The 24,724-nt window shown below is 70.3% G+C and carries 29 protein-coding genes; 21 read left to right on the top strand and 8 right to left on the bottom strand.

Annotation, left to right across the window (positions count from 1 at the left end; all coding sequences use genetic code 11):
* The first annotated feature begins 21 nt into the window (after window positions 1–21).
* Window positions 22–1,083, top strand: a complete 1,062-nt coding sequence (locus C1707_RS01770) for an LLM class flavin-dependent oxidoreductase (RefSeq protein ID WP_101711806.1) — start codon at window positions 22–24, stop codon at window positions 1,081–1,083.
* Window positions 1,080–1,733, top strand: coding sequence for a cysteine hydrolase family protein (locus tag C1707_RS01765; RefSeq protein WP_276310650.1), 654 nt, complete (start codon window positions 1,080–1,082; stop codon window positions 1,731–1,733). Before C1707_RS01770 ends, C1707_RS01765 begins: the two co-directional genes overlap by 4 nt.
* Window positions 1,734–1,812: 79 nt before the next feature.
* On the opposite strand, the gene C1707_RS01760 is transcribed toward C1707_RS01765, so the two are convergent.
* Complete coding sequence (locus tag C1707_RS01760) at window positions 1,813–2,505, bottom strand: TorF family putative porin (protein WP_101711807.1); 693 nt, start codon at window positions 2,503–2,505, stop codon at window positions 1,813–1,815.
* Between the two features lie 248 nt (window positions 2,506–2,753).
* Complete coding sequence (locus C1707_RS01755; RefSeq protein WP_164467245.1) at window positions 2,754–3,575, bottom strand: SDR family NAD(P)-dependent oxidoreductase; 822 nt, start codon at window positions 3,573–3,575, stop codon at window positions 2,754–2,756.
* Between the two features lie 68 nt (window positions 3,576–3,643).
* On the opposite strand from C1707_RS01755, the gene queF reads away from it, so the two are divergent.
* Entirely contained in the window at window positions 3,644–4,099 is a 456-nt protein-coding gene (gene queF / locus C1707_RS01750) for a preQ(1) synthase (protein WP_101711809.1), read from the top strand.
* A 133-nt stretch (window positions 4,100–4,232) separates the two neighbouring features.
* Here queF and C1707_RS01745 read toward each other — a convergent pair whose 3' ends face one another.
* Complete coding sequence (locus C1707_RS01745) at window positions 4,233–4,847, bottom strand: nitroreductase family protein (RefSeq protein ID WP_101711810.1); 615 nt, start codon at window positions 4,845–4,847, stop codon at window positions 4,233–4,235.
* Between the two features lie 77 nt (window positions 4,848–4,924).
* On the opposite strand from C1707_RS01745, the gene C1707_RS01740 reads away from it, so the two are divergent.
* Both C1707_RS01740 and cysE read left to right on the top strand, forming a co-directional pair.
* Window positions 4,925–5,563: an NUDIX domain-containing protein gene (locus C1707_RS01740; RefSeq protein ID WP_101711811.1), complete on the top strand. Its 639-nt coding sequence runs from the start codon at window positions 4,925–4,927 to the stop codon at window positions 5,561–5,563.
* A 111-nt stretch (window positions 5,564–5,674) separates the two neighbouring features.
* A complete protein-coding gene (gene cysE, locus C1707_RS01735) occupies window positions 5,675–6,505 on the top strand; it encodes a serine O-acetyltransferase (protein ID WP_101711812.1) in 831 nt (276 codons plus the stop codon).
* A gap of 69 nt (window positions 6,506–6,574) precedes the next feature.
* Here the strand turns inward: cysE and C1707_RS25910 are convergent, their stop codons facing one another.
* Window positions 6,575–6,730 carry a hypothetical protein gene (locus tag C1707_RS25910; RefSeq protein ID WP_164467244.1) on the bottom strand — a complete coding sequence of 52 codons (156 nt, stop codon included), beginning with the start codon at window positions 6,728–6,730 and terminating at the stop codon, window positions 6,575–6,577.
* 71 nt (window positions 6,731–6,801) lie between these two features.
* Here C1707_RS25910 and C1707_RS01730 point away from each other — a divergent pair, with 71 nt between their 5' ends.
* From C1707_RS01730 to C1707_RS01715, 4 genes are all read left to right on the top strand, one after another.
* Window positions 6,802–7,713 carry a LysR substrate-binding domain-containing protein gene (locus C1707_RS01730; RefSeq protein ID WP_101711813.1) on the top strand — a complete coding sequence of 304 codons (912 nt, stop codon included), beginning with the start codon at window positions 6,802–6,804 and terminating at the stop codon, window positions 7,711–7,713.
* Between the two features lie 106 nt (window positions 7,714–7,819).
* Window positions 7,820–8,026, top strand: coding sequence for a DUF3126 family protein (locus tag C1707_RS01725; protein WP_101711814.1), 207 nt, complete (start codon window positions 7,820–7,822; stop codon window positions 8,024–8,026).
* 80 nt (window positions 8,027–8,106) lie between these two features.
* The gene (locus C1707_RS01720) at window positions 8,107–8,376 is read left to right on the top strand and encodes a type II toxin-antitoxin system Phd/YefM family antitoxin (RefSeq protein WP_101711854.1); all 270 of its coding nucleotides are present in this window, start codon (window positions 8,107–8,109) and stop codon (window positions 8,374–8,376) included.
* Window positions 8,376–8,792, top strand: coding sequence for a type II toxin-antitoxin system VapC family toxin (locus tag C1707_RS01715; protein ID WP_101711815.1), 417 nt, complete (start codon window positions 8,376–8,378; stop codon window positions 8,790–8,792). Before C1707_RS01720 ends, C1707_RS01715 begins: the two co-directional genes overlap by 1 nt.
* Here the strand turns inward: C1707_RS01715 and C1707_RS01710 are convergent.
* Complete coding sequence (locus C1707_RS01710) at window positions 8,789–10,054, bottom strand: MFS transporter (protein WP_101711855.1); 1,266 nt, start codon at window positions 10,052–10,054, stop codon at window positions 8,789–8,791. The two genes, C1707_RS01715 and C1707_RS01710, sit on opposite strands and share 4 nt — an antisense overlap.
* Before the next feature lie 94 nt (window positions 10,055–10,148).
* On the opposite strand from C1707_RS01710, the gene C1707_RS01705 reads away from it, so the two are divergent.
* A complete protein-coding gene (locus C1707_RS01705; protein WP_101711816.1) occupies window positions 10,149–10,763 on the top strand; it encodes a TetR/AcrR family transcriptional regulator in 615 nt (204 codons plus the stop codon).
* Window positions 10,754–11,437, top strand: coding sequence for a GNAT family N-acetyltransferase (locus C1707_RS01700; RefSeq protein WP_420808272.1), 684 nt, complete (start codon window positions 10,754–10,756; stop codon window positions 11,435–11,437). Before C1707_RS01705 ends, C1707_RS01700 begins: the two co-directional genes overlap by 10 nt.
* 59 nt (window positions 11,438–11,496) lie before the next feature.
* Here the strand turns inward: C1707_RS01700 and C1707_RS01695 are convergent, their stop codons facing one another.
* On the bottom strand, window positions 11,497–13,488 hold the full coding sequence (locus tag C1707_RS01695) for an OPT family oligopeptide transporter (protein ID WP_101711817.1): 1,992 nt from the start codon (window positions 13,486–13,488) through the stop codon (window positions 11,497–11,499).
* Between the two features lie 101 nt (window positions 13,489–13,589).
* Complete coding sequence (locus tag C1707_RS01690) at window positions 13,590–14,369, bottom strand: PhoH family protein (protein ID WP_101711818.1); 780 nt, start codon at window positions 14,367–14,369, stop codon at window positions 13,590–13,592.
* Between the two features lie 312 nt (window positions 14,370–14,681).
* On the opposite strand from C1707_RS01690, the gene C1707_RS01685 reads away from it, so the two are divergent.
* From C1707_RS01685 to C1707_RS01640, 10 genes are all read left to right on the top strand, one after another.
* A complete protein-coding gene (locus C1707_RS01685) occupies window positions 14,682–15,209 on the top strand; it encodes a gamma carbonic anhydrase family protein (protein ID WP_101711819.1) in 528 nt (175 codons plus the stop codon).
* 502 nt (window positions 15,210–15,711) lie between these two features.
* On the top strand, window positions 15,712–15,999 hold the full coding sequence (locus C1707_RS01680) for a hypothetical protein (protein WP_101711820.1): 288 nt from the start codon (window positions 15,712–15,714) through the stop codon (window positions 15,997–15,999).
* Window positions 16,000–16,437: a periplasmic heavy metal sensor gene (locus C1707_RS01675; RefSeq protein ID WP_101711821.1), complete on the top strand. Its 438-nt coding sequence runs from the start codon at window positions 16,000–16,002 to the stop codon at window positions 16,435–16,437.
* The gene (locus C1707_RS01670) at window positions 16,434–17,006 is read left to right on the top strand and encodes an RNA polymerase sigma factor (RefSeq protein ID WP_240633843.1); all 573 of its coding nucleotides are present in this window, start codon (window positions 16,434–16,436) and stop codon (window positions 17,004–17,006) included. The genes C1707_RS01675 and C1707_RS01670 overlap by 4 nt, the downstream gene beginning before the upstream one ends.
* A gap of 119 nt (window positions 17,007–17,125) precedes the next feature.
* Window positions 17,126–18,832, top strand: coding sequence for a copper resistance system multicopper oxidase (locus tag C1707_RS01665; RefSeq protein ID WP_101711822.1), 1,707 nt, complete (start codon window positions 17,126–17,128; stop codon window positions 18,830–18,832).
* On the top strand, window positions 18,829–19,731 hold the full coding sequence (locus tag C1707_RS01660) for a copper resistance protein B (protein ID WP_101711823.1): 903 nt from the start codon (window positions 18,829–18,831) through the stop codon (window positions 19,729–19,731). The genes C1707_RS01665 and C1707_RS01660 overlap by 4 nt, the downstream gene beginning before the upstream one ends.
* Before the next feature lie 33 nt (window positions 19,732–19,764).
* Window positions 19,765–20,097 carry a copper-binding protein gene (locus C1707_RS01655; protein ID WP_101711824.1) on the top strand — a complete coding sequence of 111 codons (333 nt, stop codon included), beginning with the start codon at window positions 19,765–19,767 and terminating at the stop codon, window positions 20,095–20,097.
* A gap of 102 nt (window positions 20,098–20,199) precedes the next feature.
* Window positions 20,200–21,864, top strand: a complete 1,665-nt coding sequence (locus tag C1707_RS01650; protein WP_101711825.1) for a choline dehydrogenase — start codon at window positions 20,200–20,202, stop codon at window positions 21,862–21,864.
* A 177-nt stretch (window positions 21,865–22,041) separates the two neighbouring features.
* Window positions 22,042–22,983, top strand: coding sequence for an aldo/keto reductase (locus C1707_RS01645; protein WP_101711826.1), 942 nt, complete (start codon window positions 22,042–22,044; stop codon window positions 22,981–22,983).
* Window positions 22,984–23,047: 64 nt separating this feature from the next.
* Window positions 23,048–23,908 carry a class I SAM-dependent methyltransferase gene (locus tag C1707_RS01640; RefSeq protein ID WP_101711827.1) on the top strand — a complete coding sequence of 287 codons (861 nt, stop codon included), beginning with the start codon at window positions 23,048–23,050 and terminating at the stop codon, window positions 23,906–23,908.
* Window positions 23,909–24,066: 158 nt separating this feature from the next.
* Here C1707_RS01640 and C1707_RS01635 read toward each other — a convergent pair whose 3' ends face one another.
* On the bottom strand, window positions 24,067–24,612 hold the full coding sequence (locus C1707_RS01635; protein WP_101711828.1) for a PAS domain-containing protein: 546 nt from the start codon (window positions 24,610–24,612) through the stop codon (window positions 24,067–24,069).
* Between the last annotated feature and the right edge of the window lie 112 nt (window positions 24,613–24,724).

Here is a 24,724-nt window from a genome sequence, read left to right as displayed (position 1 = left end):
TGAGCGGGCGTGGAGGCGACGATGGGGCGAGACGGCGGGCGCAAGGAATTCGGCGTCTTCCTGCCCGTGGCCAACGGCGGCTGGATCGTCTCGAGCAGCACGCCGCCGCTCGACGGGCTCTACCCGCAGAACCGCGCCGCCGCCGTGCTGGCCGACCAGATCGGCCTCGACTTCGTGATGTCGATGGCCAAGTTCCGCGGCTTCGGCGGCGATACCGACCACTGGGGCGCGGCGCTGGAGTCGGTGACCCTGATGGCCGCCCTGGCCGAGGCCACCAGCCGCGTGAAGATCTGGGCCACCCTGCACCCGCTGCTGCAGAACCCGGCCGTGGCGGCGAAGATGATCGCCACCCTGGACCACGTCAGCGGCGGCCGGGCGGGGCTCAACATCGTGGCCGGCGCCTATCGCGACGAGTTCGCCCAGATGGGGGCCTGGGACGACGCCCTGGATCACGACGACCGCTACGCCCTGGCCGAGGAGTGGACGAGGCTGGTCAAGCGGCTGTGGACCGAGGACAGCGTCAGCCACGAGGGCCGCTTCTTCACCCTGACCGACTGCCAGTCCAAGCCCAAGCCGCTGTCGCGGCCGCGCCCGGACCTGATCTGCGCGGGCGTTTCCGAGCGTGGCTTTTCCTTCGCCGTGGCCGAGGCCGACGCCTGCTTCATCGGCGGCGAGGACGAGGCGGCCCTGCGCGACGCCAGCCGCCGGGCCAGGGCGCGGGCGGCCGAGCTGGGCAAGACGATCCGCACCTACGCCATGTGCACCGTCGTGCACGCGGCCACGGACGCCGAGGCGCGGGGCCTGGCCGACCGCTATCGCGACGGGGTGGACATGGGCGCGGTCACCACCATGTTGTCCAACTGGGGCGTGCCGCCCGAGCGCCTGGCCGAAACGGCCGCGCGGCAGGGTGCGTTCATGACCCGCACCGTGATCGGCGCGCCGGCGACCTGCGGCGCGAAGATCCGCGACCTGGTCGAAACCTGCGAACTGGACGGGCTGATGCTGATCTTCCCCGACTACGAGGCCGGTCTGGCGATGTTCGGCGCCGAGATCCTGCCGGAACTGCGCGAGGCCTATCTGTGAACGCCGCGCCGATCTTCGCCCAGGACGGCCTGGCCGCCTGGATCGCCCCGTCGCGAACGGCGCTGGTGATCGTCGACATGCAGGTCGACTTCGCCGCGCCCGACGGCGTCATCGGCCGGTTCGGCGTCGACCTGTCGTCGGCGACCAGGGCCCTGAACAGGGCCGAGCGCCTGGCCGTCGCCGCGCGGGCGGCCGGGGCGCCGGTGGTGTTCGTGGGCCTGGAGACCACGCCGCAAAGCGATCCGCCGACCCTGCTCGAGCGCATGCGGCGGCGCGGCGGCGATCCCGAGATCGAACGGGTGATCTGCCGCAAGGGCACGCGCGGCGCCGACTTCCATGGCCCGCTGCCCCAGCCGGGCGAACTGGTGATCCACAAGCCGCGCTACAGCGCCTTCGTCGGCACCGACCTGGACGCGCGGCTGCGCGCGCGGGGCGTCGACACGCTGGTGGTCTGCGGCCTGACCACCGAATGCTGCGTCGACAGCACGGTGCGCGACGCCTTCCACCGCGACTACCACGTCTTCGTCGCCGCCGACGCCTGCGCCGCCTACGAGCCCGACCTGCACGAGGGCGCGCTGAAGAGCCTCAGTCTGTCGTTCGCCCTGCTGGCCGACACCGCCGAGATCGAGGCGGCCTGGGCCGGGCGCTGACAGGCGCGCCTTCGGGCAAGGAAAAAGCCGCCCGGGGCGGACCCGGGCGGCTCGTTCGTGGATCCCGAAGGGTCCTGACTTAGAAGGAAGCCTTCAGCGACACGGCGACGCGCGAGTCGTAGATGCTGCCGAAGTCATGCTCGCTGGTGTCCCAGTAGCGGACGTCCAGCGACAGCTTTTCGTTCAGGGCGTAGGCGACGCCGAGGTTCCAGGTCGTGTAGTCGGCGCCGTCCTCGATGGTCTGCTTGCCCAGGGCGCCGCTCAGCGAGAACTTGTCGTTCAGCGGGATCGAGCCGTTGGCTTCGTAGTAGACGGCGGTCGACAGGTCGCCCGGCCATTCCGGCGAGAAGTAGACGGCGCCGCCGATGGTGGCCTTGCCGACCGGCTTCGACAGGGCGGCCTTCAGCTCGGTGTAGCTGTACTTGCCCGGGGTCAGGCCCTTGTCCTTCGAGTAGCCGTAGTACAGCACGCCGAAGTCCATCGACACGTCGCCGACGGTCGGCTTCACGCCGGCGTAGAAGTCGACTTCCACGGTCGGGTCATCGGTGCCGAAGTCGACGTTCGAGGCCCACACGCCGGCGTAGCCGACGCCGTAGCCCAGGTCGACGCCGCCGAACACCTGCGGGTCTTCGTTGGTCTGGCTGACGCCGCGGAACACGTAGTCGCTGGCGATGCCGACGTTGTACGAGAGGCTGACTTCCTGAGCCATCGCGGCGCCGCCGAGGGCGACCGAGGCGGTGGCGGCGGCCAGCGCGAGCTTGAAGATCTTCATCCGTGTTATCCCCTTTTTTGTGTAGCCCGCCGGGAGTGTGGTCCCAACTTGTGCGGCGCCTGCAAGCGCGTTCCTTCACAAGCCGGGATTAACCGCGGGCCATGCTCTAGTTGCAATCAGCGGGGGCACAGCGCCAGCAATAAGAACATGGATCGCCCAAAAGCTAGGCAAGTGTGACGTATTTGCTGCATAAGCGGCCCATCAGCCACAGTTGTCGTCAAGTTGTCGATCCGCGTTTGCCTGCGACTTCAGCGCATCGACAGCGTCGCCGCGCTCAGGTGCAGGCCGGCGTCCACCAGCAGGGTTTCGCCGGTGACGTGGCGGGAGGCGGGCGAGGCCAGGAACACCGCCGCCCCGGCGACGTCCTCGGCGGTGGAGGCGACCTGCAGCGGCGTCGCCGCGGCGGCGCCGGCCCGCAGGCGGGCGACGCGATCCTCGTCCATGGCCTTGCCAAACCACGGAGTGTCGATGAAGCCGGGGCAGATGGCGTTGACGCGGATCTTCGGGGCCAGGGCCCTGGCCAGCGACAGGGTCATGGTCGTCATCGCGCCCTTGGACGCCGCGTAGGGCACCGACGAGCCGTTGCCCATGACGCCCGCGATCGAGCTGGTGTTGACGACGGCGCCGGGACGCGGCGCGGCCTCCAGCAGGCTGCGGGCGGCGCGGACCATCTGGAAGGCCCCGACCACGTTGACCGAATAGAGCTTGAGGAAGTCCTCGGCGCTCACCGCATCGAGATCGCCGTGCTGCGGGGCGAACTTGGTCATGCCGGCGTTGTTGAACAGGGCGTCGATGCGGCCGGACGCGGCGGCCGCCTGCGCGATCCGGCGGCAGTCGGCGTCGTCGGCGACGTCGCCCTGGGCCAGCACGGCCTTGGCGCCCAGGACCTCGACCTGGCGGGCGGTCTCCTCGGCTTCCTCGGCGCTGCGCGCGAAGTTGACGACCACCAGGCTCGCGCCCCGGCGGGCGGTCTCGACCGCGATCGCCCGGCCCAGGCCCGTCGAGGCGCCCGTGACCACCACCGTGAAGCCGTCGAAGTCGCGTCCGCTCATGGTTTCTCTCCCGAACAAGTGTTTGCGACACCGTAGCGGGGGCGCCGGCGCTTGTCTCGCCGGGGGCGGAGGCCTAAATCGCCGCCATGACCGAACTTTCCGTAACCCAGCTGGGCCAGACCGTCGCCGCTCCCGAGAGCCCGGAAGAGGCCGTCCTCGAGGCCGTGCCGAACCCGCAGAGCGACGTGCTGTACCTGGCGCGCTTCGTCGCCCCCGAATTCACCTCGCTGTGCCCGGTGACCGGCCAGCCCGACTTCGCCCATCTCGTCATCGACTACGCGCCGGGCGACTGGCTGATCGAGAGCAAGTCGCTGAAGCTCTATCTGACCAGCTTCCGCAACCACGGCTCGTTCCACGAGGACTGCACGGTCAAGGTGGCCCGCAAGATCGTCGAGGTCGCCAAGCCGCGCTGGCTGCGCATCGGCGGCTACTGGTACCCGCGCGGCGGCATCCCGATCGACGTCTTCTGGCAGACCGGCCCGGCGCCGGAAGGCCTGTGGGTGCCCGACCAGGGCGTGGCGCCGTATCGCGGACGGGGGTGAACGCCTTCGGCGGCCCCCTCAGTCGCTCCGCGACAGCTCCCCCAGAGGGGGCGCATCTCGCTGACCAGATCCTCCCCTCCGGGGGAGGTGGCTCGGAGGGCTGGAGGGGGACGCCGTCAGGCGTCCCTTTTGCTTATTCAGCCCACTCACTCGTGATCGCCGCGATATCCGGCCGCACGCGCTCCTGCGGCTGCTCGGCCGACGTGCCGACGTAGAGGAAGCCGGCGACCTTCTCGTTCTCGCCGACGCCCAGGATGTCCAGCGCGCGCTGGTCGAAGCTGTACCAGTCGGTGATCCAGTTGGCGCCGTAGCCCATGGCCGAGGCGGCCAGCAGCAGCTGGGTGCAGACCGCGCCGGCGCTCATCACCTGCTCCCATTCGGGCACTTCGTGCGGCACGGGCCGCGAGATCACCGCGATGGCCAGCGGCGGGGTGGTCAGCTTGCGCATCGCCGCCGTGGCCTTGGTCGGATTGGCCTGGTCGGCGGCCAGCGGGGCGATCCTGGCGGCGAAGGCGGCCTTGGCCTCGCCGCGCAGGATCACGAACCGCCAGGGAGAGAGCTTGCCGTGGTCGGGCACGCGGGCGGCCAGGCGCAGCAGGTCGGCCAGTTCGTCTTCGCTCGGACCCGGCGCGACCAGCGCCATGGCCGAGGCCGAGCGGCGGCGCGCCAGGAAGGCGAGGACTTCGGGCGACGCCTCGATCGCGATCGGTTCGCCGAATTCGGGGGCGGGGGGAACGGAACCGGCCAAGACGATCTCCTGAAAGCGCGCTACAGGCACGTCACCTATGGCCGAGCCCTGGCCGGCACAAGTCGCGAGTCGTTCGCATGTCCGAGAAATTCGCCTGGCTGAAGCCGCACGGAGAGCCCTGGAGCGTGTCCAGCGCCCGCGAGGTCTACGACAATCCGTGGATCAAGGTGACGGAGTACCAGGCCGTCGCGCCGACCGGGAGCCCGGCGCTGTACGGCAAGGTGTCGTTCAAGAACCAGGCGATCGGGGTCGTGCCGCTGCACGCCGACGGCACGGTCACCCTCGTGGGCCAGGCGCGCTTTCCGCGCGGAAACTACAGCTGGGAGATTCCCGAGGGCGGCGCGCCGATGGGCGAGGATCCGCTGGACGGCGCTAGGCGCGAGCTGGCCGAGGAGGTCGGGCTGGCCGCCGGCGACTGGCGCCGGATCCTGACCATGGAGCTCTCCAACTCGATCAGCGACGAGATCGCCTACGGCTTCCTGGCCATGGACCTGTCGCCGACCAGGGCCGATCCGGACGAGACCGAGGACCTGGCGGTGGCCCGCGTGCCGTTCGCGCAGGCCCTCGATGCGGCGGTCACTGGGCGGATGCCGGACGCGTTGACGGTGGCGTTACTGCTCCGGGTGCACCATATGGCGGTCGTGGGCGAGCTGCCGGCCGATCTGGCCGCGCTGGTCCTGCGGCCTTCTCGAGTGGAGAAGGCTGAGAGTTCTTAAGTGAGGAGCATTCCTTCCGGGAATGCTCCGGGGGCGCTGGCGCGTCTCGTCTGTTCGGCTGGAGCGTTTTGAATAAATATGCTCTAGTCTCCGCTGGGAAGGGAGAGCCCCGTGGCTAAGCCTCTGGAAGTCGTGACCGATAAGGCCGCGCCGCCCGTCTGGGCCGCGCTGCGCAACCAGGCCGAACACGCCGCCAAGGCCGAGCCGGCCCTGGCCTCGCTGCTCAACGCCGTGATCCTCAGCCACGACAACCTGGCCGACGCCCTGACCTTCCAGCTGGCCCGCAAGCTGGGCGACCAGGAGATGCGGGCCATGACCGCCCGCGAGTTCGCCGCCGAGGCGTTCGAGAGCGACCCGGCCCTGGTCGCGGCTGCCGAGGCCGACCTGCGCGCGGTGTTCGAGCGCGACCCGGCGACCAAGGGCTACGTCCAGCCGTTCCTGTTCTTCAAGGGCTTCCTGGCCCTGCAGACCCACCGCGTCTCGCACTGGCTGTGGAACAACAACCGCGAGACCCTGGCCTTCTACCTGCAGAGCCGCGCCAGCGAGGTCTTCCAGGTCGACATCCATCCGGCCTCGCGCGTGGGCGCGGGCGTGTTCATCGACCACGGCACCGGCATCGTCATCGGCGAGACCGCCGTGGTCGGCGACGACGTCTCGATGCTGCACGGGGTCACCCTGGGCGGCACCGGCGCCGACCGCGGCGACCGTCACCCCAAGATCGGCAAGGGCGTGCTGCTGGGCGCGGGCGCCAAGGTGCTGGGCAACATCCAGATCGGCGACTACGCCAAGGTGGCCTCGGGCTCGGTGGTGCTGAAGCCCATCCCCGCGCACTGCACGGCCGCCGGCGTGCCGGCCCGCATCGTCAACTGCCCCACCTGCGAAGAGCCGGCCCGGACCATGGACCACACCCTGGCCGACGTGGTGTACGACTACGTGATCTGAGGGGCGTTGCGTCCTTCGAGGCTCGCCTGCGGCTCGCACCTCAGGATGAGGAAATCAGCACCAGCCTCCTCATCCTGAGGCGCCCGCGCAGCGGGCCTCGAAGGACGCACGGCCGGTCAGCTGTGCGCGCTCCGCCGGCTTGACCGCCATCCCGTAGATCGCCAGCGCCCACAGCGCCGCGACCGCGGCCCACTGGGCCGGCGTGATTTTCCGCTGTCCGTCCATGCCTCGCTTATCCGGCGGTTGCTCCGGCGCGGCTAACGACTTATCGGTCGAGATCTGTGAGGTTTCGTCACATGGCTCGACGTCCGCTGCCGCCGCTGAACGCCCTGCGCGCCTTCGAGGCCTTCGGCCGGCGCGGCCGCATGACTCTGGCCGCCGACGAGCTTTGCGTCACCCACGGCGCGGTCAGCCGGCAGGTCCGTCAGCTGGAGGACCACCTCGGCGTCGCCCTCACCGAGGGGCCGCGCAACCGCCTGACCATGACCGAGGCGGGGCTGAAGCTGGCCCAGGGCCTGACGCGGGCCTTCGACATCCTGGAAGAAGCCGTGCCGCGCCCGCGCGAGGCGCAGCCGGGGCCGACGGTGGTGTCGTGCCTGCCGACCTTCGCCATGAAATGGCTGATCCCGCGTCTGCCCGACTTCCTCGAGCGCTATCCCGACACGCCGGTGCGAGTGGCCGAATCCAACGGGCCCTTCGACTTCCGCGCCGACGGGATCGACCTGGCCATCCGCATGCGCGACCCCGACGGCCCGCCGTCGCCCGACAGCGATGCGACGGCGTTCCTCGACACCCATGTCGGTCCGGTGGCGGCGCCCGCCCTGGCCGAGCGCGCTTCGAGCGTCGAGGCGCTGCTGACCCTGCCGCGTCTTCATACCCGCACCTTCCTGCACGGCTGGGACCAGTGGGCCGCGCGGGCCGGCGTCACCCTGCCGCCGGCCGGGGTGGTGCGCGAGTTCGACCACTATTTCTACATGATCGAGGCGGCGGCGGCCGGGCTGGGCGTGGCCATGGTTCCCCACGCCTTCGCCGAGCGCGACCTGGCGGCCGGACGGCTGGTGGCGCCGCTGGGCATGGTCTCCGAGCCGACTCTGCTGTGCGCGCTGACGCCTCGCACCGGGGCCTCGCGCGGGGCCAGGCGGTTCCGCGACTGGCTAGTGGAGCAGGGCCGCGCCTGTCCGCCGCCGCCGTTTTCTCAACAGCCCTGAGCCGGGCCGCGCGCAAAAGGCCTTACACTTTGCGCTCCGGACCTCTAGTTTCCCGCCATTCCGCCCCACGGGGGCGAAAGCCCACCAACGAGATCAGGAGCCCCCCGTGGACGCCGCCGCCATCGCCAAGCTCGAAGCCCACCTGAAGCGCACCTTCGGCAACCCGCACATCGCCGTGAAGGCGCGTCCGAAGCAAAAGGACTCGGCCGAGGTCGAAGTGAAGGGCGAATTCATCGGCGTCGTCTTCCAGGACGAGGACGAGGACGGCTCGTACATGTTCGAGATGGCCATCCTGGCCGAAGACCTCGACTAGGCCTTTCGCGCCCGGCGATTGGAAAAAGCGACCACCCTGGCTATCCTGCCCGGGTGGTCGTTTTCTATGGCGAGGGCGGCATGCCTGACGGGACCTGGAGCCTGGCCGAAGCCGAGGCCAAGTTCGGCGAAGTGGTCGAGCGCGCCCGCACGCAGGGGCCGCAGCATCTGACGCGAGACGGCCAGGACGCCGCCGTCGTCCTGTCGGCCGAGGAATACGAGCGGCTGCGAGGCGCGGCGCCGCAGAAACCGCCGTCCTGGCTCGACCCCAAGCACCGCGTCCTCAGTGACGAAGAACATGCCGAGCTTTTCGCCCGTGACCAGGATCCTGGGCGGATCGTCGAGTTCTGATGTTCCTGCTCGACACCAACGTCTTCTCCGACGCCACGAAGCTGCAGCCGCATCCGGACGTTACCCGGTGGCTGGGGGATCAGCCGGCGCCGACGCTGTTCATCAGCGCCATGAGCGTGGCGGAGGCCGGTTATGGCGTTGAGCGGCTGGCGCCGGGCCAGAAGGCCGACAGGCTGCGGGCGTGGCTTGAAGAAGTGATCGCCGACTTTGGCGAGCGTGTGCTTGCCGTCGATGCCGAAGTCGCCAAGGCCCAGGCCCGCATCCGTCGCTCTGCCGAGAACGCCAGGCGGACCATGCCCTCCATCGACGCCTTTCTGGCCGCGACGGCCGAGGTTCATGGCCTGACCCTGGTCACCCGCAACGTTCGCGACTTCGAGGCCTGGGGCGGGCCGATCCTCGATCCCTGGGGCGCCTAGGCCGCCATCGCCTTCACCTCGCGCCGGATCAGCAGCGAGGCGCCGGCGGCGATCAGGCCGGCCACGCCCGCCAGGACGAAGGCCTGGAGATACTGGCCCTGAGCCGCGCGGATCATGCCCGCGCCGACGGCGGCCGTGGCCGCGCCCAGCTGGTGGCCGGCGGCGATCCAGCCGAACACGATCGGGCCGTCGCGGTCGCCGAACGCCTGGCTGGCCAGGCGCGCGGTCGGCGGCACCGTGGCGATCCAGTCGAGGCCGTAGAACACCGCGAACACCGACAGGCTGACGATCGAGAAGTCCGAATAGGGCAGGTAGATCAGCGAGAGGCCGCGCAGGGCGTAGTAGACGAATAAGAGCTTGCGCGGGTCGTAGCGGTCGGTCAGCCAGCCCGAAGCCGTGGTGCCGAAGAGGTCGAACAGGCCCATCAGCGCCAGCAGGCCGGCGGCGCGCACCTCGGGCATGCCCCGATCGCCGCAGAAGGCGATCATGTGCACGCCGATCAGGCCGTTGGTGGTCAGGCCGCAGATGAAGAAGCCCAGGAACAGCAGCCAGAAGGTGCGGGTCTTGCCAGCCCGCGCCAGGGCTCCGAAGGCGCCGGCCAGGGCGTTGGTGGCCGAACCGCGCGGCGGCTCCTCCCAGTCCTCGCCGGCCCCGAACGGCTTGTGGCCGATGTCGGCCGGGCGCTCGGGGATCAGCAGCCAGGCGATGGGGGCCATGATCGCGGCGACGGCGGCGACGGTCAGCACTACCGGGCGCCAGCCGCCGTGCTCGGCGATGAAGGCCATGGCCGGCAGGAAGATCAGCGATCCCGTCGCGGTGGCGGCGGTCAGCAAGCCCAGCATCAGGCCGCGCCGCGCGACGAACCAGCGATTGACGATGGTCGCGCCCAGCACCATGGCCACCGCGCCGCTGCCGAAACCCGCCAGCACGCCCCAGGTGGCGACGTAGTGCCAGCTCTGGGTCATGAACGCCGAAAGCCCCGTCGAGACGGCCATCAGCACCAGCGCCAGGCTCACCGTGCGGCGCACGCCGAACGACTGCATCAGCGCCGCCGCGAACGGGCCCGTCAGGCCGTACAGGAAGATGCCGATGGCGGCGGCCAGCGAGATCGAGCCGCGGTCCCAGCCGAAGCTCTTCTCCAGCGGCAGGATCAGCACGCCAGGCGCGGCGCGCAGCCCCGCGGCGGCCAGCAGCGCCAGGAAGGTCGCCCCGGCCACCACGAAGGCGTAGTTGCGGCCGAAGGGGCGGCGGATCACGGCCATGTCGGCCTCCATGCGAGAGATGTAACCGATCGGTACGGGTCTTGATGGCGTTGTACGTACCGGTTAGTAACATCGTCAAGAGGCCTTCTTTCCGATGACGAAATCCGACACCGACGCTCCCCTGCATCTTCAGCCGTACGGGCCCGGCCCGCGCGCCGCCGAGAAGATCTTCGAGACGGCCCGCGACCTGTTCTACCGCGAGGGCATCCGCGCCGTCGGCGTCGACGAGATCGTCAGCAAGGCCGGCGTCACCAAGCCCAGCCTCTATCGCAGCTTCAAGTCCAAGGATGACCTGGTCGCCGCCGTGCTGCGCGAGGTGGAGGAGGGCTTCTGGGATCGCTTCAAGTCGGCCGAGGACGCCTTTCCCGGCGACCCCAGGGCCCAGATGGTCGCCTATTTCGAGGGGCTGGCCGCCCGGTCGGTGGGCGACGACTATCGCGGCTGCGCGCTCAGCAACGCAGCGGTGGAGTATCCCGATCGCCAGCATGTGGGCCGCATGGTCTCTCAGGCCCACAAGGAGCAGCTGCGCGAACGCCTGCGCGCCAAGGCGGGCGAGATGGGCGCGACCGATCCCAAGGGGCTGGGCGACGCCCTGCTGCTGCTGATCGAGGGCGTCTTCACCTCCAGCCAGATGTTCGACGGTGACGACAAGCCGGCCATGGCCAGCGTCGGCGCGGTGAGGGCCCTGATCGCGGCCTACTGCCCGTGAGCGCCCTCGACCGTCCCGTCTGGTCCAGCCTGACCGGCCGGCAGGGGGATCTGGCGTTGGTTCGCGGCGAGGCGCTGCGGATGGATCCGGATTTCGGGCTGTTCGCCGCCGTCGCCGACGAGACGCCAGACAGCCTGGCGGCCCTGGGCGAACTGGTCGGCGAGCACGGCCCCTCGGGCCTCGTCGAGCTGGCCTCGCCGCCGGCGGTTCCCGGGACGGCCGTGATGTCCAGCGCCCTGTGCTGGCAGATGGTCGCCGAGGCGGTTGCGCCGCTCAAGCCGATCGCGTTCGAGATCGTCCCGCTGGGCGATGCGGAGGCCGCGGAGATGCTGGCCCTGGCCACCCTGACCAAGCCGGGGCCGTTCTTCTCGCGCACCCACCAGCTGGGCGACTTCGTGGGCGTGAAGGTCGGCGGCGAGCTGGCGGCCATGGCCGGCGAGCGGATGCGGCCCGACGGCTTCACCGAGGTCAGCGGGGTCTGCACCCATCCTGGTTTTCGTGGCCAGGGCTACGCCGCCGGCCTGATGGCCCACGTGGCGGGCGCGATCCTGGCGCGCGGCGAGACGCCGTTCCTGCACAGCTACGCCGACAACGCCGGGGCCAACGCGCTGTACCAGGCCCTGGGCTTCCGGCGCCGGGCCGACGTCTGGTTCACGGTGCTGGCGCCGGAATGAAAAAGGCCCGGAAGCGGATGCTTCCGGGCCTTTCGTCTGGTCGGGAAGGAAGGAGCCGATCAGGCCTCTTCCATCTTCCGCGCCTGGATCCGGCACCAGCCATAGAGGCCCGCCACCACGACCGCCGCGACGATCAGGGCGATGATCATGCCCAGGTGCTCGGGCGGCGGGTTGGCGATGGCCAGCGGCGCGCCCTTGTTGGTCGAGACGATCAGCAGGGCCAGGGCCACGTTGAACAGGCTTTCGCCGACGATGAAGCCCGAGGCGATCAGCACGCCCAGGCGCTTGGCGACCTCGGCCTTGCGGTCCTTGGAGACCACGCGCTCGAAGATCCAGCCGGCGACGGCGCCGACCACCACGGGGGCGGTCACGGCGCTGGGCAGGTAGATGGCCAGGCCCACGCCCAGCGGCGGCAGGCTGAAGCGGTCCTTGCTGGCGCGGCGCAGGACGATGTCGACCACGACGAGGGCGAGACCGATCAGGGCGCCGACGCCCAGCAGGTCCCACTGCAGGTTATGGCCGATGACGCCCTTGGCCAGGGTCGAGATCAGCGTCGCCTGCGGCGCGGCCAGCGGCTCGGCCCCGGGCACGACGTTGAGGTTCGGGGCGCCGACGAAGCCGTTGGACTTGGCCAGCAGGTCCAGCACGAACGGGATGACCGTCGCGCCCGACAGCACGCCGATCACCAGGGCCGACTGCTGCTTCCACGGGGTGGCGTCGACCAGCTGGCCGGTCTTCAGGTCCTGCAGGTTGTCGTTGGCCACGACGGCCACGGCCAGGACGGTGGCGGTGACGTAGAGGGCGAAGGCGACGAGCGCTTTTGCCGTGTCCGGGCCGATCAGGCCGCGGCCGATGGCGCCGACCAGCAGCGAGGCGCCCAGCACCGTCAGGATGGCGATGCCCGAGACCGGGCTGTTGGACGAGCCGATCAGGCCGGCCATGTAGCCGCAGACGGCGGCGGCCAGCAGGCCGGCGAACACCAGGTAGGCGACGGCGGCGATGGTCAGCGGCAGGGCCAGGGCGCCGGCGGGGCCGCCCAGGGCGAAGGCGGCCAGCAGCCAGCCGGCCGGCGCCAGCAGGGCCACCGACACCAGGCCGACGACGAAGAGCGGGATGTCCTGCTCAACGCGGGGGATGTCGCCCGAGCCGGCGCGACGGGCCTTGCCGGCCTCGAAGGCCGAGACCAGGCCGCGCCAGATCGGCACGACCAGCTTGCCCAGGGTCCAGATGGCGGCCGCGCCGATGACGCCGGCGCCCAGGAAGCGCACTTTGGTAGCCCAGACGGTCAGGGCGTGGTCGGCGACGCTGGCGCCGGCCTCGGCCGGGAACACGCCGGTCAGGATCGGCACCAGGACGGCCCAGGCGATGAACAGGCCGGTGAACATGGCGATGCCGACGGTGATGCCCATCAGGTGGCCCGCGCCCATCAGGGCCAGCGAGCTGGACGCGCCGATGCCGGTGGCGCCCTTGCCGACCTTCACGAAGGCGGCGACCTCGGCGGCGAAGATCTTGGCCGCGCCCAGCGCCGCGAAGGCGGCCGAGGCCAGCGTGCCGGCGATCACGGCCCACAGGCCCGCCTTGCCCTCGGCCGCGCCCTCGCGCGAACCCGAGCCGACCTTCAGCACCTCGGCGGCGGCGACGCCTTCCGGGTAGGGCAGGGTCGAGTTGGTCACCAGGGCCCGGCGCAGAGGGATCGTGTACATCACGCCCAGGATGCCGCCGACGGCGCAGATGCCGAAGGTGGCCAGGAACGGGATGTCCGACCACCAGCCGATCATCAGCAGGCCCGGCAGCACGAAGATCACCGACGACAGCGTGCCCGCGGCCGAGGCGATCGTCTGGACGATGTTGTTTTCCTGGATGGTCGAGGTGCGGAAGAACCGCAGCAGGGCCATCGAGATCACCGCGGCCGGGATCGAGGTGGCGAAGGTCAGGCCGACCTTCAGGCCCAGATAGACCTGGGCGGCCGTGAAGACGACGGTGATGAGGATGCCCAGTATCACGCCGCGGAGCGTGAACTCCGAGCGCGGGGCGGCGGTGATATCGGACATGCGGGTCCCGGAAACAGTTAAGGCGGCCGGACCTTGCCGTCCGACCGCCTCATACTCAAGCCTTTCGAGGTTTGAACTGTTACAAAATCACAGATTCAGGGTCACAAAACGCCCAGCATCTCGGCCACCAGGGGATGGCGGACGATGTCGCGGTCTTCCAGGCGGACCACGGCGATGTTCGACATCGCCTCGAAGCGGTCGGCCACGTCGCCCAGGCCCGAGATGCCCGGCAGCAGGTCCGACTGGTTCGGGTCGCCCGTGACCACCATGGTCGAGTGCCAGCCCAGGCGCGTCAGCAGCATCTTCAGCTGCATGTAGGTGCAGTTCTGGGCCTCGTCGATCACCACGAAGGCGTTGTTCAGGGTGCGGCCGCGCATGAAGCCGACCGGGGCGATCTCGATCGCGCCCTCGGCCATCAGGGCCCGCATGCGCTTGACCGAGAGACGGTCGGTCAGGGCGTCGTAGAGCGGCCGCAGATAGGGGGCCAGCTTGTCTTCCATGTCGCCCGGCAGGTAGCCGATCGACTCCCCGGCCTCGACGGCGGGGCGCGACAGCACTATGCGGTTGACCCGGCCCGCCTCCAGCGCCTCGACGGCCTTGGCGATGGCCAGGTAGGTCTTGCCGGTGCCGGCCGGACCCAGGGCCATGACCAGGTTCTTGCTGTCCATCGCCTCCATCAGCTGGGCCTGGCCCGGCGATTTCGGTTTTATGGTCTTGATGTAGCTTTGGTCCCTGGGCGCGTTGTCGGCGTCGCCGAGGGGCGACCAGCCGCCGCGATGCTCCACCGGCAGGCGACGCACCTTGGCGTCGTCGTCGTAGCGGCCGTCGGCGCCTTCGCGCACCATCCGCTTCAGGGCTCGCTTGGTCATCAAAGCCTCCATTCAGGCATGAAAAAAGGACGAGGCCGGAAGGCGTCGTCCTTGGATCGATGGGTGGAGCAGAAGACGGAGCCGCAGGCGCGGCCGGGCGGCTCGGTGGAGCCACAGGAAGGCGGTGCTGTACGCCGGAACGCCGAACGCAAGACCCTGTTCTCCGTCGTCAGGAGGCCGCGGTCGGTATGGTCCGCGGCGGATACGGAAGGAATGTCCCCCGATGAAGGGATGTTCCATGCCGAATCACCGGATTTACAATGGGGTGATTATGGTTTCTGAGCGATTAAGTTTTTGCGTGGCGAAAGAACACGGGGTGCACGGATGACTGTCTATTCGTTGGGCGATATCGCCCCGAACCTTCCGTCGGAGGACGAATACTGGATCGCCCCGACGGCCAGCGTGATGGGCAATGTCGTGCTCAGGCAGAACGCCAGCGTCTGGTGGGGCGCGGTGCTGCGCGGCGACAACGACCCGATCACGATCGGCGAGAACAGCAACATCCAGGACGGCTCGGTGCTGCACACCGACGCCGGCGTGCCGCTGACCATCGGCGCCAACGTCACGGTCGGCCACATGGTGATGCTGCACGGCTGCACGATCGGCGACGGCTCGCTGATCGGCATCGGCTCGATCATTCTCAACGGCGCGAAGATCGGGAAGAACTGCCTGATCGGCGCCGGAGCCCTGATTACCGAGGGCAAGGAGATTCCCGACAACTCGATGGTGGTCGGCGCGCCGGGCAAGATCATCCGCGAGGTCAGCGAGCACCAGGCGATGATCCTGCAGGCCTCGGCCCTGCACTACGTCGAGAACTGGAAGCGCTATCGCGCCGGCCTGAAGGCGGTCTGAGCGAAAGGAAAGCGCAGGAGCGCCGCCCGGAGGGGGGGATGGGCGGCGCTCCTGTCAGACCCGCGCAAAGGGCTGGATGCGCGGGGCCTTCTCACGACGGCGGCGGGACTGTCGCCGGCGGGAAGTCGGACGGACCGGTGAGGCGCTCTCCACGAAGCCGCCGGTCGATCTGATGACCGGCATGATGTCGGCGGCCCGTTCCGATCGGATTAAGGTTGAGTCCTCGCAAAATCCGTAACGGCGTTCTTTGTTCGCGTATGGCGTTCGACCGGCCCCGGGCGGTCGAACGCCGGGCGAGTCTCCTGGTCGTGGCGGCCGCTCCTCGTATTTTCCGGATAGAAGGGCGTCGGGGTGGATCGTTGGGAGGATCCGGCCGATCGGTGAAGGCCGGAAACGAAGGGGCGTGCGGCAATATGACCAGAAAGTCGCGGCGTCCCGGTGGTCACTTGAGGGATAGGGCCGCGTCGGGCGTATTGTCCTGTCGAGAGCCAGGGAAACTGACATGAGCGACGAGCTCGACCACTTGATCCAGGTCATGCGGCGCCAGCCGCGGGCGCGGCTGGACGGCCTGGAAGGGCGCGTCTGGGCGCGGATCGACGCCCAGCGCCAGCCCGTCGGTGCTTCGGCGCTGCTGACGCCGCTGCGGGCCGCCGCGGTGGTGGCCGCCCTGGGGATCGGCATGATCGGCGGCAACATCGCCTCCACCTCGACGGCGAGCCGGCCGGTCGAGATCGCGGCCTTCTCGGTGGACGCCAGCCTGGCGCCGTCGACCCTGCTGGACGGCCGTTAGATGGCGGTCTCGCGCGGCGCGGCGCTGACCGTGGTCCTAGCCCTGGCGGCCGGGATCGGCGGCGGATGGCTCGGCTCGGGCCACCTGATCCCGAAGCGCGCGGCGCCGTCGCTGCACGACGTCGTCCACAACGAGCTGAACCTGACCGGCGAGCAGGAGCGCCGCATCGAGGCGCTGGAGCAGGACTTCGCCGTGCGCCGGAAGGCGCGGGAGGCCGAGCTGAAGGCGGCCAACGCCCAGCTGGCCGCCGCCATCCAGGCGCGTCACGAGTACACGCCGGAGGTTTCGGCGGCGGTCGAGCGCTTCCACGTCGCGATGGGAACCCTGCAGAAGGAAACGGTCGAGCACGTGCTGGCCATGCGCAAGGTGCTGACCCCCGCGCAGGCGGCCAGGTTCGATCGTCGCGTCAGCGAAGCGCTCACGCCCGAGACCCCGTGACCCGGACATCGGGTGACGACGATGACGGCGCGCTGGCCCTCAGGGCGGCGCGGGGCGACGACCTCGCCTTCAGTCTGCTCATGCGCCGTCACAAGGGCAGGCTCCACGCCTTCGCCCGACGCCACCTGGGCGACGCCGACGCCGCCCTCGACGTGGTGCAGGAGAGCTTCGTGGCCGCCTGGAAGGCGCTGGACCGATACGATCCGGCGCGCCCCTTCCCGACCTGGCTGGCCGCCATCGCCCTGAACAAGTGCCGCGACCGCGGCCGGCGGCTGAAGGTTCGGCGCCTGATCCTGGGCGAGCGCTCGATCGACGCGCCCGGAACCCCGGACTACGCTGATCCGGCCAGCGGTCCGGAGGACGAGGCCCTGCGCTCGGAACGGATGGCGGGGCTGGAGGCGGCGATCGCCCGGCTGCCCGACCAGCTGAAGGAGCCCTTGATCCTGACCGCCCTGGAAGGGCTGTCGCAGCAGGAGGCGGCCGATCTGCTGAAGATCAGCGCCAAGGCCGTCGAGACCCGCGTCTACCGGGCGCGGCGGCGGCTCGCCGACTGGCTGGCCGGGGCCTGAAACTTTTCCGCCGCGATCTTGAGGGGATGGCGCGCTGGACGCGTAGCATGGGGCGAGACCGCGCCGTGCCCGCCTCCTCCCCCAAGGCGGATTTCCGGCGCGCCGTACGAAGGACCCACATGCTCACGACCCGCGGGGCCCTGGACCGCCGCCACTTCCTGCAATCCCTCGCGGTCCTGGGCGGCGGCGCGGCGCTGGCCGAGCTGCTGCCGGCCTGGGCGCGTCCCGCGCAGGCGGCCGATCGCGCGCCCGAGGCGCTGACGGGCGAGGACATCCGGCTGACGATCGGCCACACGACCGTCTCGGTGGACGGTCGCGCCAGCCACGCGGTGACGATCAACGGAACCGTCCCGGGACCGCTGATCCGCCTGAAGGAGGGCCAGACCGTCCGCCTGCACGTCAGCAACGGCCTGGAGGAGGAGACCTCCATCCACTGGCACGGCCTCTTGGTGCCGTTCGAGATGGACGGCGTGCCGGGCGTCAGCTTTCCGGGCATCGCGCCGGGGGAGACCTTCGTCTACGAGTTCAAGGTCAGGCAGTCGGGCACCTACTGGTATCACAGCCACTCGGGGCTGCAGGAGCAGATCGGCCACTACGGCCCTATGATCATCGACCCCGCGGACGAGGATCCGATCGCGTTCGATCGCGAGCACGTGGTGGTGCTGTCCGATCACAGCCGCATCCATCCTCACCAGATCTTCCGCCGGCTGAAGCAGCAGAGCGGGGTCTTCAACTTCCAGCGCCAGACCCTCACGGGCCTGGCCCGGGGCGAGGACCAGACCCTGGCCGAGCGCCTGGAGTGGGGGCGGATGCTGATGGATCCGACCGACGTCTCCGACGTGACCGGGGCGGCCTACACGTTCCTGGTCAACGGCCGAGGGCCCGCCGACAACTGGACGGGCCTGTTCACGCCGGGCGAGCGGGTGCGCCTGCGGTTCGTCAACGCCGCCGCCCAGTCGGTCTTCAATGTCCGTATCCCCGGGCTGAAGCTGACCGTGGTCGCCACCGACGGTCAGCCCGTACGCCCCGTCGAGGTCGACGAGTTCCAGATCGGCAACGCCGAGACCTACGACGTGATCGTCCGGCCGGTCGAGGACAAGGCGTTCACGATCGTCTCGGAGTCGGTCGACCGCTCGGGCCTGGGCCGCGCCACGCTCGCCCCGCGCCTGGGCATGAGCGCCGAGGTTCCGCCGGTGCGCGAGCGGCCGCTGGCCACCATGCGCGACATGGGCATGGACATGGGGGGCATGGACCATGGCGACATGGACATGTCGATGCGCAATCCCGACAACGCCCCGCAGGTCCCGCTCGGTCCGGGCGTGCAGATGCTCGCGCCCATGGCGGTGGATCGCACGGGCGAGCCCGGCCAGGGCCTGCGGGACGCGGGCCATCGGGTGCTGGTCTATCGCGACCTCGTGGCGCTGCGCCCCAATCCCGACCAGCGCGCGCCGGAGCGGTCGCTGGAGATCCGCCTGACCGGCAACATGGAACGCTTCATGTGGGGCTTCGACGGCCGCAAGTTCAGCGAGCGGCCGCCGCCCTACGCCTTCCGCGCCGGCGAGCGGGTGCGGGTGGTGCTGGTCAACGACACCATGATGGCCCACCCGATCCACCTGCACGGCCACTTCTTCGAGCTGGCCTTCGGCCCGCCGGGCCACATGCCGCGCAAGCACACGGTGGTCGTGCTGCCAGGCGGTCGGGTCGCCTTCGACTTCACCGCCGAGGCCGGCGACTGGGCGTTCCACTGCCACATGCTCTACCACATGCACGCGGGCATGTTTCAGGTCTTCAGCGTGCGTGACGGCCAAGCGGAGGGCCTGCGATGAAGCCCGCCCTGATCGCGCTCTTGCCGGCGCTGTGGGCCGCGCCGGCCCTGGCCCAGCACGCCCATCATGCGCCCGCCGAAGAGGCGTCGGCCCAGGACCCTCACGCCGGCCACGACATGGGGGCGACGGCGGACCAGCCGTCGATGGAGCCGCCGCCGCTGCCTGATCGTGAGACCGCCGCTCCGCCGGCGCCGACCGATCATCTCGCCGATCGCATCTTCGACCCCGCCGCGATGGAGCGGGCCCGGGCCGTGCTGCGCCAGGAGCATGGCGGCGCCCAGGTCTCGCAGGTGATGCTCAGCCTCTTCGAGCGCCAAGTCCGGTCGGGAGGCGACGGCTATCACTGGGCCGGCGAAGCCTGGTTCGGCGGTGACATCGACCGTCTGGTGATCAAGTCGGAAGGCGAAGGCGACCGCCACGGCGTCGAGCGCGCCGAAGTGCAGGCGCTCTATTCGCGGGCGACGGGTCTCTATACCGACCTGCAGATCGGCGTCCGCCAGGACCTGGAGCCGGGGTCGTGCACCTATGCGACGGTCGGGTTCGAGACCCTGCTGCCCTATTGGGTGGAAGCCGAGGGCGCGGTCTTCGTGTCGAGCAAGGGCGACGTCCTGGCCCGGGCCGAGGGCGCGATCGACTGGCGGCTGACCCAGCGCCTGATCCTGCAGCCCCGCGCCGAACTCAATTTCGCCGCCCAGGACGTGCGCGAGACCGGCACGGGCTCGGGCCTGTCGGACGCCGAGCTGGGCCTGCGCCTGCGCTACGAGGTGCGGCGCGAGTTCGCGCCCTATGTCGGCGTCACCTGGGGGCGGCGCTTCGGTCGCACCGCCGACTACGCCCGCGCCGACGGGCAGGGGGCGTCCGACACCAGCCTGGTGCTGGGCCTGCGCGCCTGGTTCTAGCCACCTAAGTCAATTCGTAGACGGAGTAAGTTCATGAAGGTTCTCGGCATCGCCGGCGGTTTCGCCGCGCTCGCCCTCGTCGCCCAGCCCGCCAGCGCCCAGACGGACGACCACGCCGGCCATGGGACTCACGCCGAGGGCCATGCCGCCGCCTCGACGATCGAGGCCCTCGGCGTGGTCCGGGCGGTCGACGCCAGGGCCGGCAAGGTCACCCTTGCGCACGAGGCGATCCCGGCCCGCAAGTGGCCGCCGATGACCATGGCCTTCAAGGTCGCCGACCCGGCCTTGCTCAAGGACCTGGCGGTCGGGACCAAGGTTCGCTTCAAGCTGGACGGCCAGACCATCGTCGGCCTGACCGCGCTGTAGGCCGCCTGCCGCCGGCGCCGACAATTTCCATCCCCCCTTGCCGTTGTCTCGGGACCGGGTCACTCTCTGTCTTAACAACGATAACATTGTGGGAGGGACGCCATGTCGGGCTCGCGCTACGACTACGTCATCATCGGCGCCGGCTCGGCGGGGTGCGTGCTGGCCGCGCGGCTGAGCGAGGATCCGGCGGTGAAGGTGCTGCTGCTGGAGGCCGGCGGCAAGAACGGCTCGGTGCTGGTGCGCATGCCCGCCGGCGTGGGCGAGCTGATCAAGGCCAAGGGCGAGTGCAACTGGGGCTTCTGGACGGAAGCCGAGCCGCATCTCGACGGCCGCAAGCTGTGGTGGCCGCGCGGCCGGGGCCTGGGCGGCAGCTCGGCGATCAACGGCATGATCTACATCCGCGGCCACGCGCGCGACTACGACCAGTGGCGGCAGATGGGCCTGGCCGGCTGGTCCTACGCCGAGGTGCTGCCGTACTTCAAACGCTCGGAAACCTTCCACGGCGGCGGCTGCGCCTATCACGGCGGCGACGGGCCGCTGCACGTCTCGGCCGGCGAGTCCGACAGCCCGTTCTACAAGGCGGTGATCGAGGCTGGCCGCCAGGCGGGCCACCCGGTGACCAAGGATTTCAACGGCTACCAGCAGGAGGGCTTCGGCCCCTACGACCTGACCATCCGCGACGGCAGGCGCTGGAGCGCGGCGGCCGCCTACCTGGCCCAGGCGCTGTCGCGTCCCAACCTGACCTGCCTGACCGAGGCGCGCACCACCCGCATCGTCGTCGAGAACGGCCGCGCGGTCGGCGTCGAGTACGTCGCGGGCAAGGGGGCCGAGAAGGCGATCGCCTATGCCGACGCCGAGGTGCTGCTGAGCGCGGGCGCGGTGCAGTCGCCGCAGATCCTGCAGCTGTCGGGGATCGGTGATCCGGACGCCCTGAAGGCGGCCGGGGTGACCCCCGTCCACGAGTCGCGCGGGGTCGGCCAGAACCTGCAGGACCACCTGGACGTCTGCCTGTCGTGGACGACCAAGGGCCTTAAGACCGCCTACTCGGCCAACAAGGGTCTGAACAAGCTGGGCGTCGGCCTGTCCTACCTGCTGATGGGCAAGGGGATCGGGCGGCAGAATTTCCTGGAGTCGGGCGCCTTCCTGCGCTCGCGGCCCGATCTGGACCGGCCCGACCTGCAGATCCACGCCGTGCTGGCGATCATGCAGGACCACGGCAAGGTGGTGGTCGAGAAGGACGGCTTCACCCTGCACGTCTGCCAGCTGCGTCCGGAAAGCCGGGGCGCGGTGGGGCTGCGGTCCTCTGACCCGTTCGCCGACCCGACGATCCTGGCCAACTATCTGGCGGCGGACGAAGACCGCCGGGCCATGCGTGAAGGCGTGCGGATCGGCCGCGACGTCGCCGCCCAGGCCGCGCTCGATCCCTATCGCGACAGCGAGTACGCGCCGGGCGCCGAGGTGAAGAGCGACGAGCAGATCGACGCCTGGATCCGCGCCAAGGCCGAGACGATCTACCACCCCGTCGGCACCTGCCGGATGGGCGCGGCGGGCGATCCGCTGGCGGTGGTCGACGACCAGCTGCGGGTGCAGGGCCTGGCCGGTCTGCGGGTGATCGACGCCTCGGTGATGCCCACCCTGATCGGCGGCAACACCAATGCGCCGACCATCATGATCGCCGAGCGCGCCGCCGACCTGCTGCGCGGCAAGGCGACCCTGGCGCCGCAGGACGCGCCGGTGTTCGACGGGGTTCCGGCGGCGGCGGCTTAGGTTTCCACCCGTAGAATCCCCGCCAAAGCGGGGGTTTTACGGATGGGGGGATGCGAAAGCCGTTTCGGATAGATCCGCGCTTCGCGCCCAATAGGTCTTATTTCGAAGTTTGATTGCGCGTCCGGGTCCGAAGTCGCGCAAGCTTGGTCCCGCATACCTCGAAGCAAGGACCTGCTCATGAGCCAACGCCCCCTCGGCCGCTCCGGCCTCTCGATCGCCCCGCTGGTGTTCGGCGGCAACGTCTTCGGCTGGACGGCGGACGAGGCGACCTCGTTCCGCCTTATCGACGCCTTCGTCGACGGCGGCTTCGACGCGATCGACACGGCCGACGTCTATTCGGCCTGGGTTCCGGGCCACGAGGGCGGCGAGAGCGAGGCGACCATCGGCCGCTGGCTGGCGGCCGGCGGCAAGCGCGACCGCATCAAGATCCTGACCAAGGTGGCCAAGTGGCCCAGGCGTCCGGGCCTGTCGGCGGCCAATATCGTCGCGGCGCTGGAAGACTCGCTGCGCCGCCTGAACACCGACTATGTCGACCTCTACCAGTCGCACGAGGACGACGCGGCCACGCCGATCGACGAGACGCTGGAGGCCTTCGACCGGCTGGTGAAGGCCGGCAAGGTGCGGGCGATCGGAGCCTCGAACTTCACGCCCGAACGGCTGGAGGCCTCGCTGAAGACCTCGGCCGACAGGGGGCTGGCGCGCTATGAGTCGATCCAGCCGAAGTTCAATCTCTATGACCGCGACGAGGTCGAGGGGGCGCTGGCCGACCTGACGGCGCGCGAAGGCGTGGGGATCATCCCGTTCTACGGCCTGGCCGCCGGCTTCCTGACCGGCAAGTACCGCAGCGAGGCCGACCTGGAGGGCAAGGCGCGCGGGCGCACGGTGAAGGGCTATCTGAACGACAAGGGCCTGCGCATCCTGGCGGCCCTCGACCAGGCGGCCGAGGCGACCGGCGGCACGCCGGCCCAGGTCGCCCTGGCCTGGATCGTCGCCCACCCGGCTATCACCGCCCCGATCGCCAGCGCCACCAGCGTCGCGCAGCTGGAGGAACTGCTGGCGGGCGTGCGCCTGACCCTGCCGGCAGACGTGATCGCGGCGCTGGACGCGGCCGGGCGGTAGTCGACAGGCGGCGCGTGGCGGGCTATCCATTATTGAGAATTGTTCTCAATTGAAGGGGCCGCCGATGACTGAGCGCAACGTCAACCAGATCGCCGACTGGAACGGGCGGACCGGCGAGCGCTGGGTCGCCAACCAGGCGCGCCTGGATCGCATGCTCGGGGCCTATGGCCGCGAAGCGACGGCGGCGGCCGCACCGGTCGCCGGCGAGCACGTGCTGGACATCGGCTGCGGGGCGGGGGCGGGCAGCCTTGAGATCGCCGCCCTGGTCGGGCCGTCGGGCGCGGTGCTGGGCGTCGACGTCTCCGAGCCGCTGGTCGAGCGGGCGCGGGAGCTGGCGGCCGAGACGGCCAACGCCCGCTTCCAAGTCGCCGACGCCAGCCGGGCGCTGCTGCCGGTCGAGGCGTTCGACCTGCTGTTCTCGCGTTTCGGGGTGATGTTCTTCGACGAGCCGGCGGCCGCCTTCGCTCATCTGCGGCGGGCGCTGAAGCCGGGCGGGCGCCTCGCCTTCGTCTGCTGGCGTGGAGCGGGCGAGAACGACTGGGTGCGGCTGCCGATGAAGGCCATAGCCCCGCTTGTCGGGACGCCCGCGCCGCCGCCGCCCGAGGCGCCGGGGCCGTTCTCGTTCGGCGACCGGGCGCGGGTGGAGCGGATCCTGGGCGAGGCCGGCTTCGTCGACGTCGTGCTGACGCCCGTCGACCATCCGATCACCTTCGGCGAGGGCGAGACCCGGGAGGCGGCGATCGAGGACGCGGTGGACCTGGCGTTCCAGGTCGGGCCCCTGACCCGGGCCCTGGCAGATCAGGCCGACGCGGTGCGCCAGCAGGCGATCCCGCTGGTGCGCGAGGCCTTCGCGACCAAGGCGACGGGCGAGGCGGTCGTGATCGAGGGGGCGGGCTGGGTCGTCACCGCGCGCAATCCGGGCTGAGGACTGAGGACTGGCGCGCCGGGCGGGTCCGGACGAAGGGGGCGCTCCCGCCGTGGCGGCGCTCTCCCGAGCGCTCCCTTCGTCCTTCCGGCGTCGTCTCCGGCAAGCCGACGCAAAGCCTCCCGCCAGAGCACGGGAGGAAACTTTTCGAGACCGCCTCAGGCGATCAGCCGACCGTCCAGGCTGGCCAGCCGCAGGCGCGGGGCCTCGGCGTTGGTCGGGGCCAGGGCCTGGATCCGGCGCACGCCCAGTTCGTAGGCGGGGCGGCCCATCAGCCGCTGCATCATGGCGATCGGCTGATAGAGGCCCAGGAAACGGTCGGCCTCGCCGCTGGATCCGGTCATCGGGGCTAGCAGCACCTCCATGCCGACCGAGGCCACGCCGTGGGCGCGGATGTCGGCGGTGACCACCACCGGTTCGCCCCGGCGGCGAGCCACTTCCAGGGCCGACTTCACCTCCAGCCGGTGCGACAGCGCCCACATCGACAACTGGTCCTCGCCGCGCAGGTCGCGGGCGTGCAGGTCGGTGACGAAGCCGCCGGCCAGGCGGAAGGGATAGCGTCCGTTTCCGCGCCCGAGGATGAACACCTGGGGCAGCAGGTCGAGGAAATCGCCCGGATCGACGCTGGCGCGCGCCGGCATCCGGCCGTCGCCGGCCCGGTTTCGCCAATAGTCTATCAACCGTTCCGTGCTTGGATGGAACATCGTCGTCCCCTTGCGGGTCCTTTCGCGGTCCAGATCGACCGCATGGGGCTTGCTAGGAGAACCGGGCCAGGGGCCCCGTCGTATCGTCTTGGCACAGAGTCGGGGCGCGGCG

It is taken from the genome of Caulobacter flavus (assembly GCF_003722335.1).
Classification (GTDB): Bacteria; Pseudomonadota; Alphaproteobacteria; order Caulobacterales; family Caulobacteraceae; genus Caulobacter; species Caulobacter flavus.
This window is presented reverse-complemented; position numbering and strand designations above follow the sequence as displayed.

Excerpts from the sequence above, each read along its gene's own strand:
- C1707_RS01770 (WP_101711806.1), top strand. The coding sequence starts at position 22 with ATGGGGCGAGACGGCGGGCGCAAGGAATTCGGCGTCTTCCTGCCCGTG.
- C1707_RS01760 (WP_101711807.1), bottom strand. The coding sequence starts at position 2,505 with ATGAAGATCTTCAAGCTCGCGCTGGCCGCCGCCACCGCCTCGGTCGCC.
- queF (WP_101711809.1), top strand. The coding sequence starts at position 3,644 with ATGACCGAACTTTCCGTAACCCAGCTGGGCCAGACCGTCGCCGCTCCC.
- C1707_RS01740 (WP_101711811.1), top strand. The coding sequence starts at position 4,925 with ATGTCCGAGAAATTCGCCTGGCTGAAGCCGCACGGAGAGCCCTGGAGC.
- C1707_RS25910 (WP_164467244.1), bottom strand. The coding sequence starts at position 6,730 with ATGGACGGACAGCGGAAAATCACGCCGGCCCAGTGGGCCGCGGTCGCG.
- C1707_RS01730 (WP_101711813.1), top strand. The coding sequence starts at position 6,802 with ATGGCTCGACGTCCGCTGCCGCCGCTGAACGCCCTGCGCGCCTTCGAG.
- C1707_RS01720 (WP_101711854.1), top strand. The coding sequence starts at position 8,107 with ATGCCTGACGGGACCTGGAGCCTGGCCGAAGCCGAGGCCAAGTTCGGC.
- C1707_RS01715 (WP_101711815.1), top strand. The coding sequence starts at position 8,376 with ATGTTCCTGCTCGACACCAACGTCTTCTCCGACGCCACGAAGCTGCAG.
- C1707_RS01710 (WP_101711855.1), bottom strand. The coding sequence starts at position 10,054 with ATGGCCGTGATCCGCCGCCCCTTCGGCCGCAACTACGCCTTCGTGGTG.
- C1707_RS01705 (WP_101711816.1), top strand. The coding sequence starts at position 10,149 with ATGACGAAATCCGACACCGACGCTCCCCTGCATCTTCAGCCGTACGGG.
- C1707_RS01695 (WP_101711817.1), bottom strand. The coding sequence starts at position 13,488 with ATGTCCGATATCACCGCCGCCCCGCGCTCGGAGTTCACGCTCCGCGGC.
- C1707_RS01690 (WP_101711818.1), bottom strand. The coding sequence starts at position 14,369 with ATGGAGGCTTTGATGACCAAGCGAGCCCTGAAGCGGATGGTGCGCGAA.
- C1707_RS01685 (WP_101711819.1), top strand. The coding sequence starts at position 14,682 with ATGACTGTCTATTCGTTGGGCGATATCGCCCCGAACCTTCCGTCGGAG.
- C1707_RS01680 (WP_101711820.1), top strand. The coding sequence starts at position 15,712 with ATGAGCGACGAGCTCGACCACTTGATCCAGGTCATGCGGCGCCAGCCG.
- C1707_RS01675 (WP_101711821.1), top strand. The coding sequence starts at position 16,000 with ATGGCGGTCTCGCGCGGCGCGGCGCTGACCGTGGTCCTAGCCCTGGCG.
- C1707_RS01665 (WP_101711822.1), top strand. The coding sequence starts at position 17,126 with ATGCTCACGACCCGCGGGGCCCTGGACCGCCGCCACTTCCTGCAATCC.
- C1707_RS01660 (WP_101711823.1), top strand. The coding sequence starts at position 18,829 with ATGAAGCCCGCCCTGATCGCGCTCTTGCCGGCGCTGTGGGCCGCGCCG.
- C1707_RS01655 (WP_101711824.1), top strand. The coding sequence starts at position 19,765 with ATGAAGGTTCTCGGCATCGCCGGCGGTTTCGCCGCGCTCGCCCTCGTC.
- C1707_RS01650 (WP_101711825.1), top strand. The coding sequence starts at position 20,200 with ATGTCGGGCTCGCGCTACGACTACGTCATCATCGGCGCCGGCTCGGCG.
- C1707_RS01645 (WP_101711826.1), top strand. The coding sequence starts at position 22,042 with ATGAGCCAACGCCCCCTCGGCCGCTCCGGCCTCTCGATCGCCCCGCTG.
- C1707_RS01640 (WP_101711827.1), top strand. The coding sequence starts at position 23,048 with ATGACTGAGCGCAACGTCAACCAGATCGCCGACTGGAACGGGCGGACC.
- C1707_RS01635 (WP_101711828.1), bottom strand. The coding sequence starts at position 24,612 with ATGTTCCATCCAAGCACGGAACGGTTGATAGACTATTGGCGAAACCGG.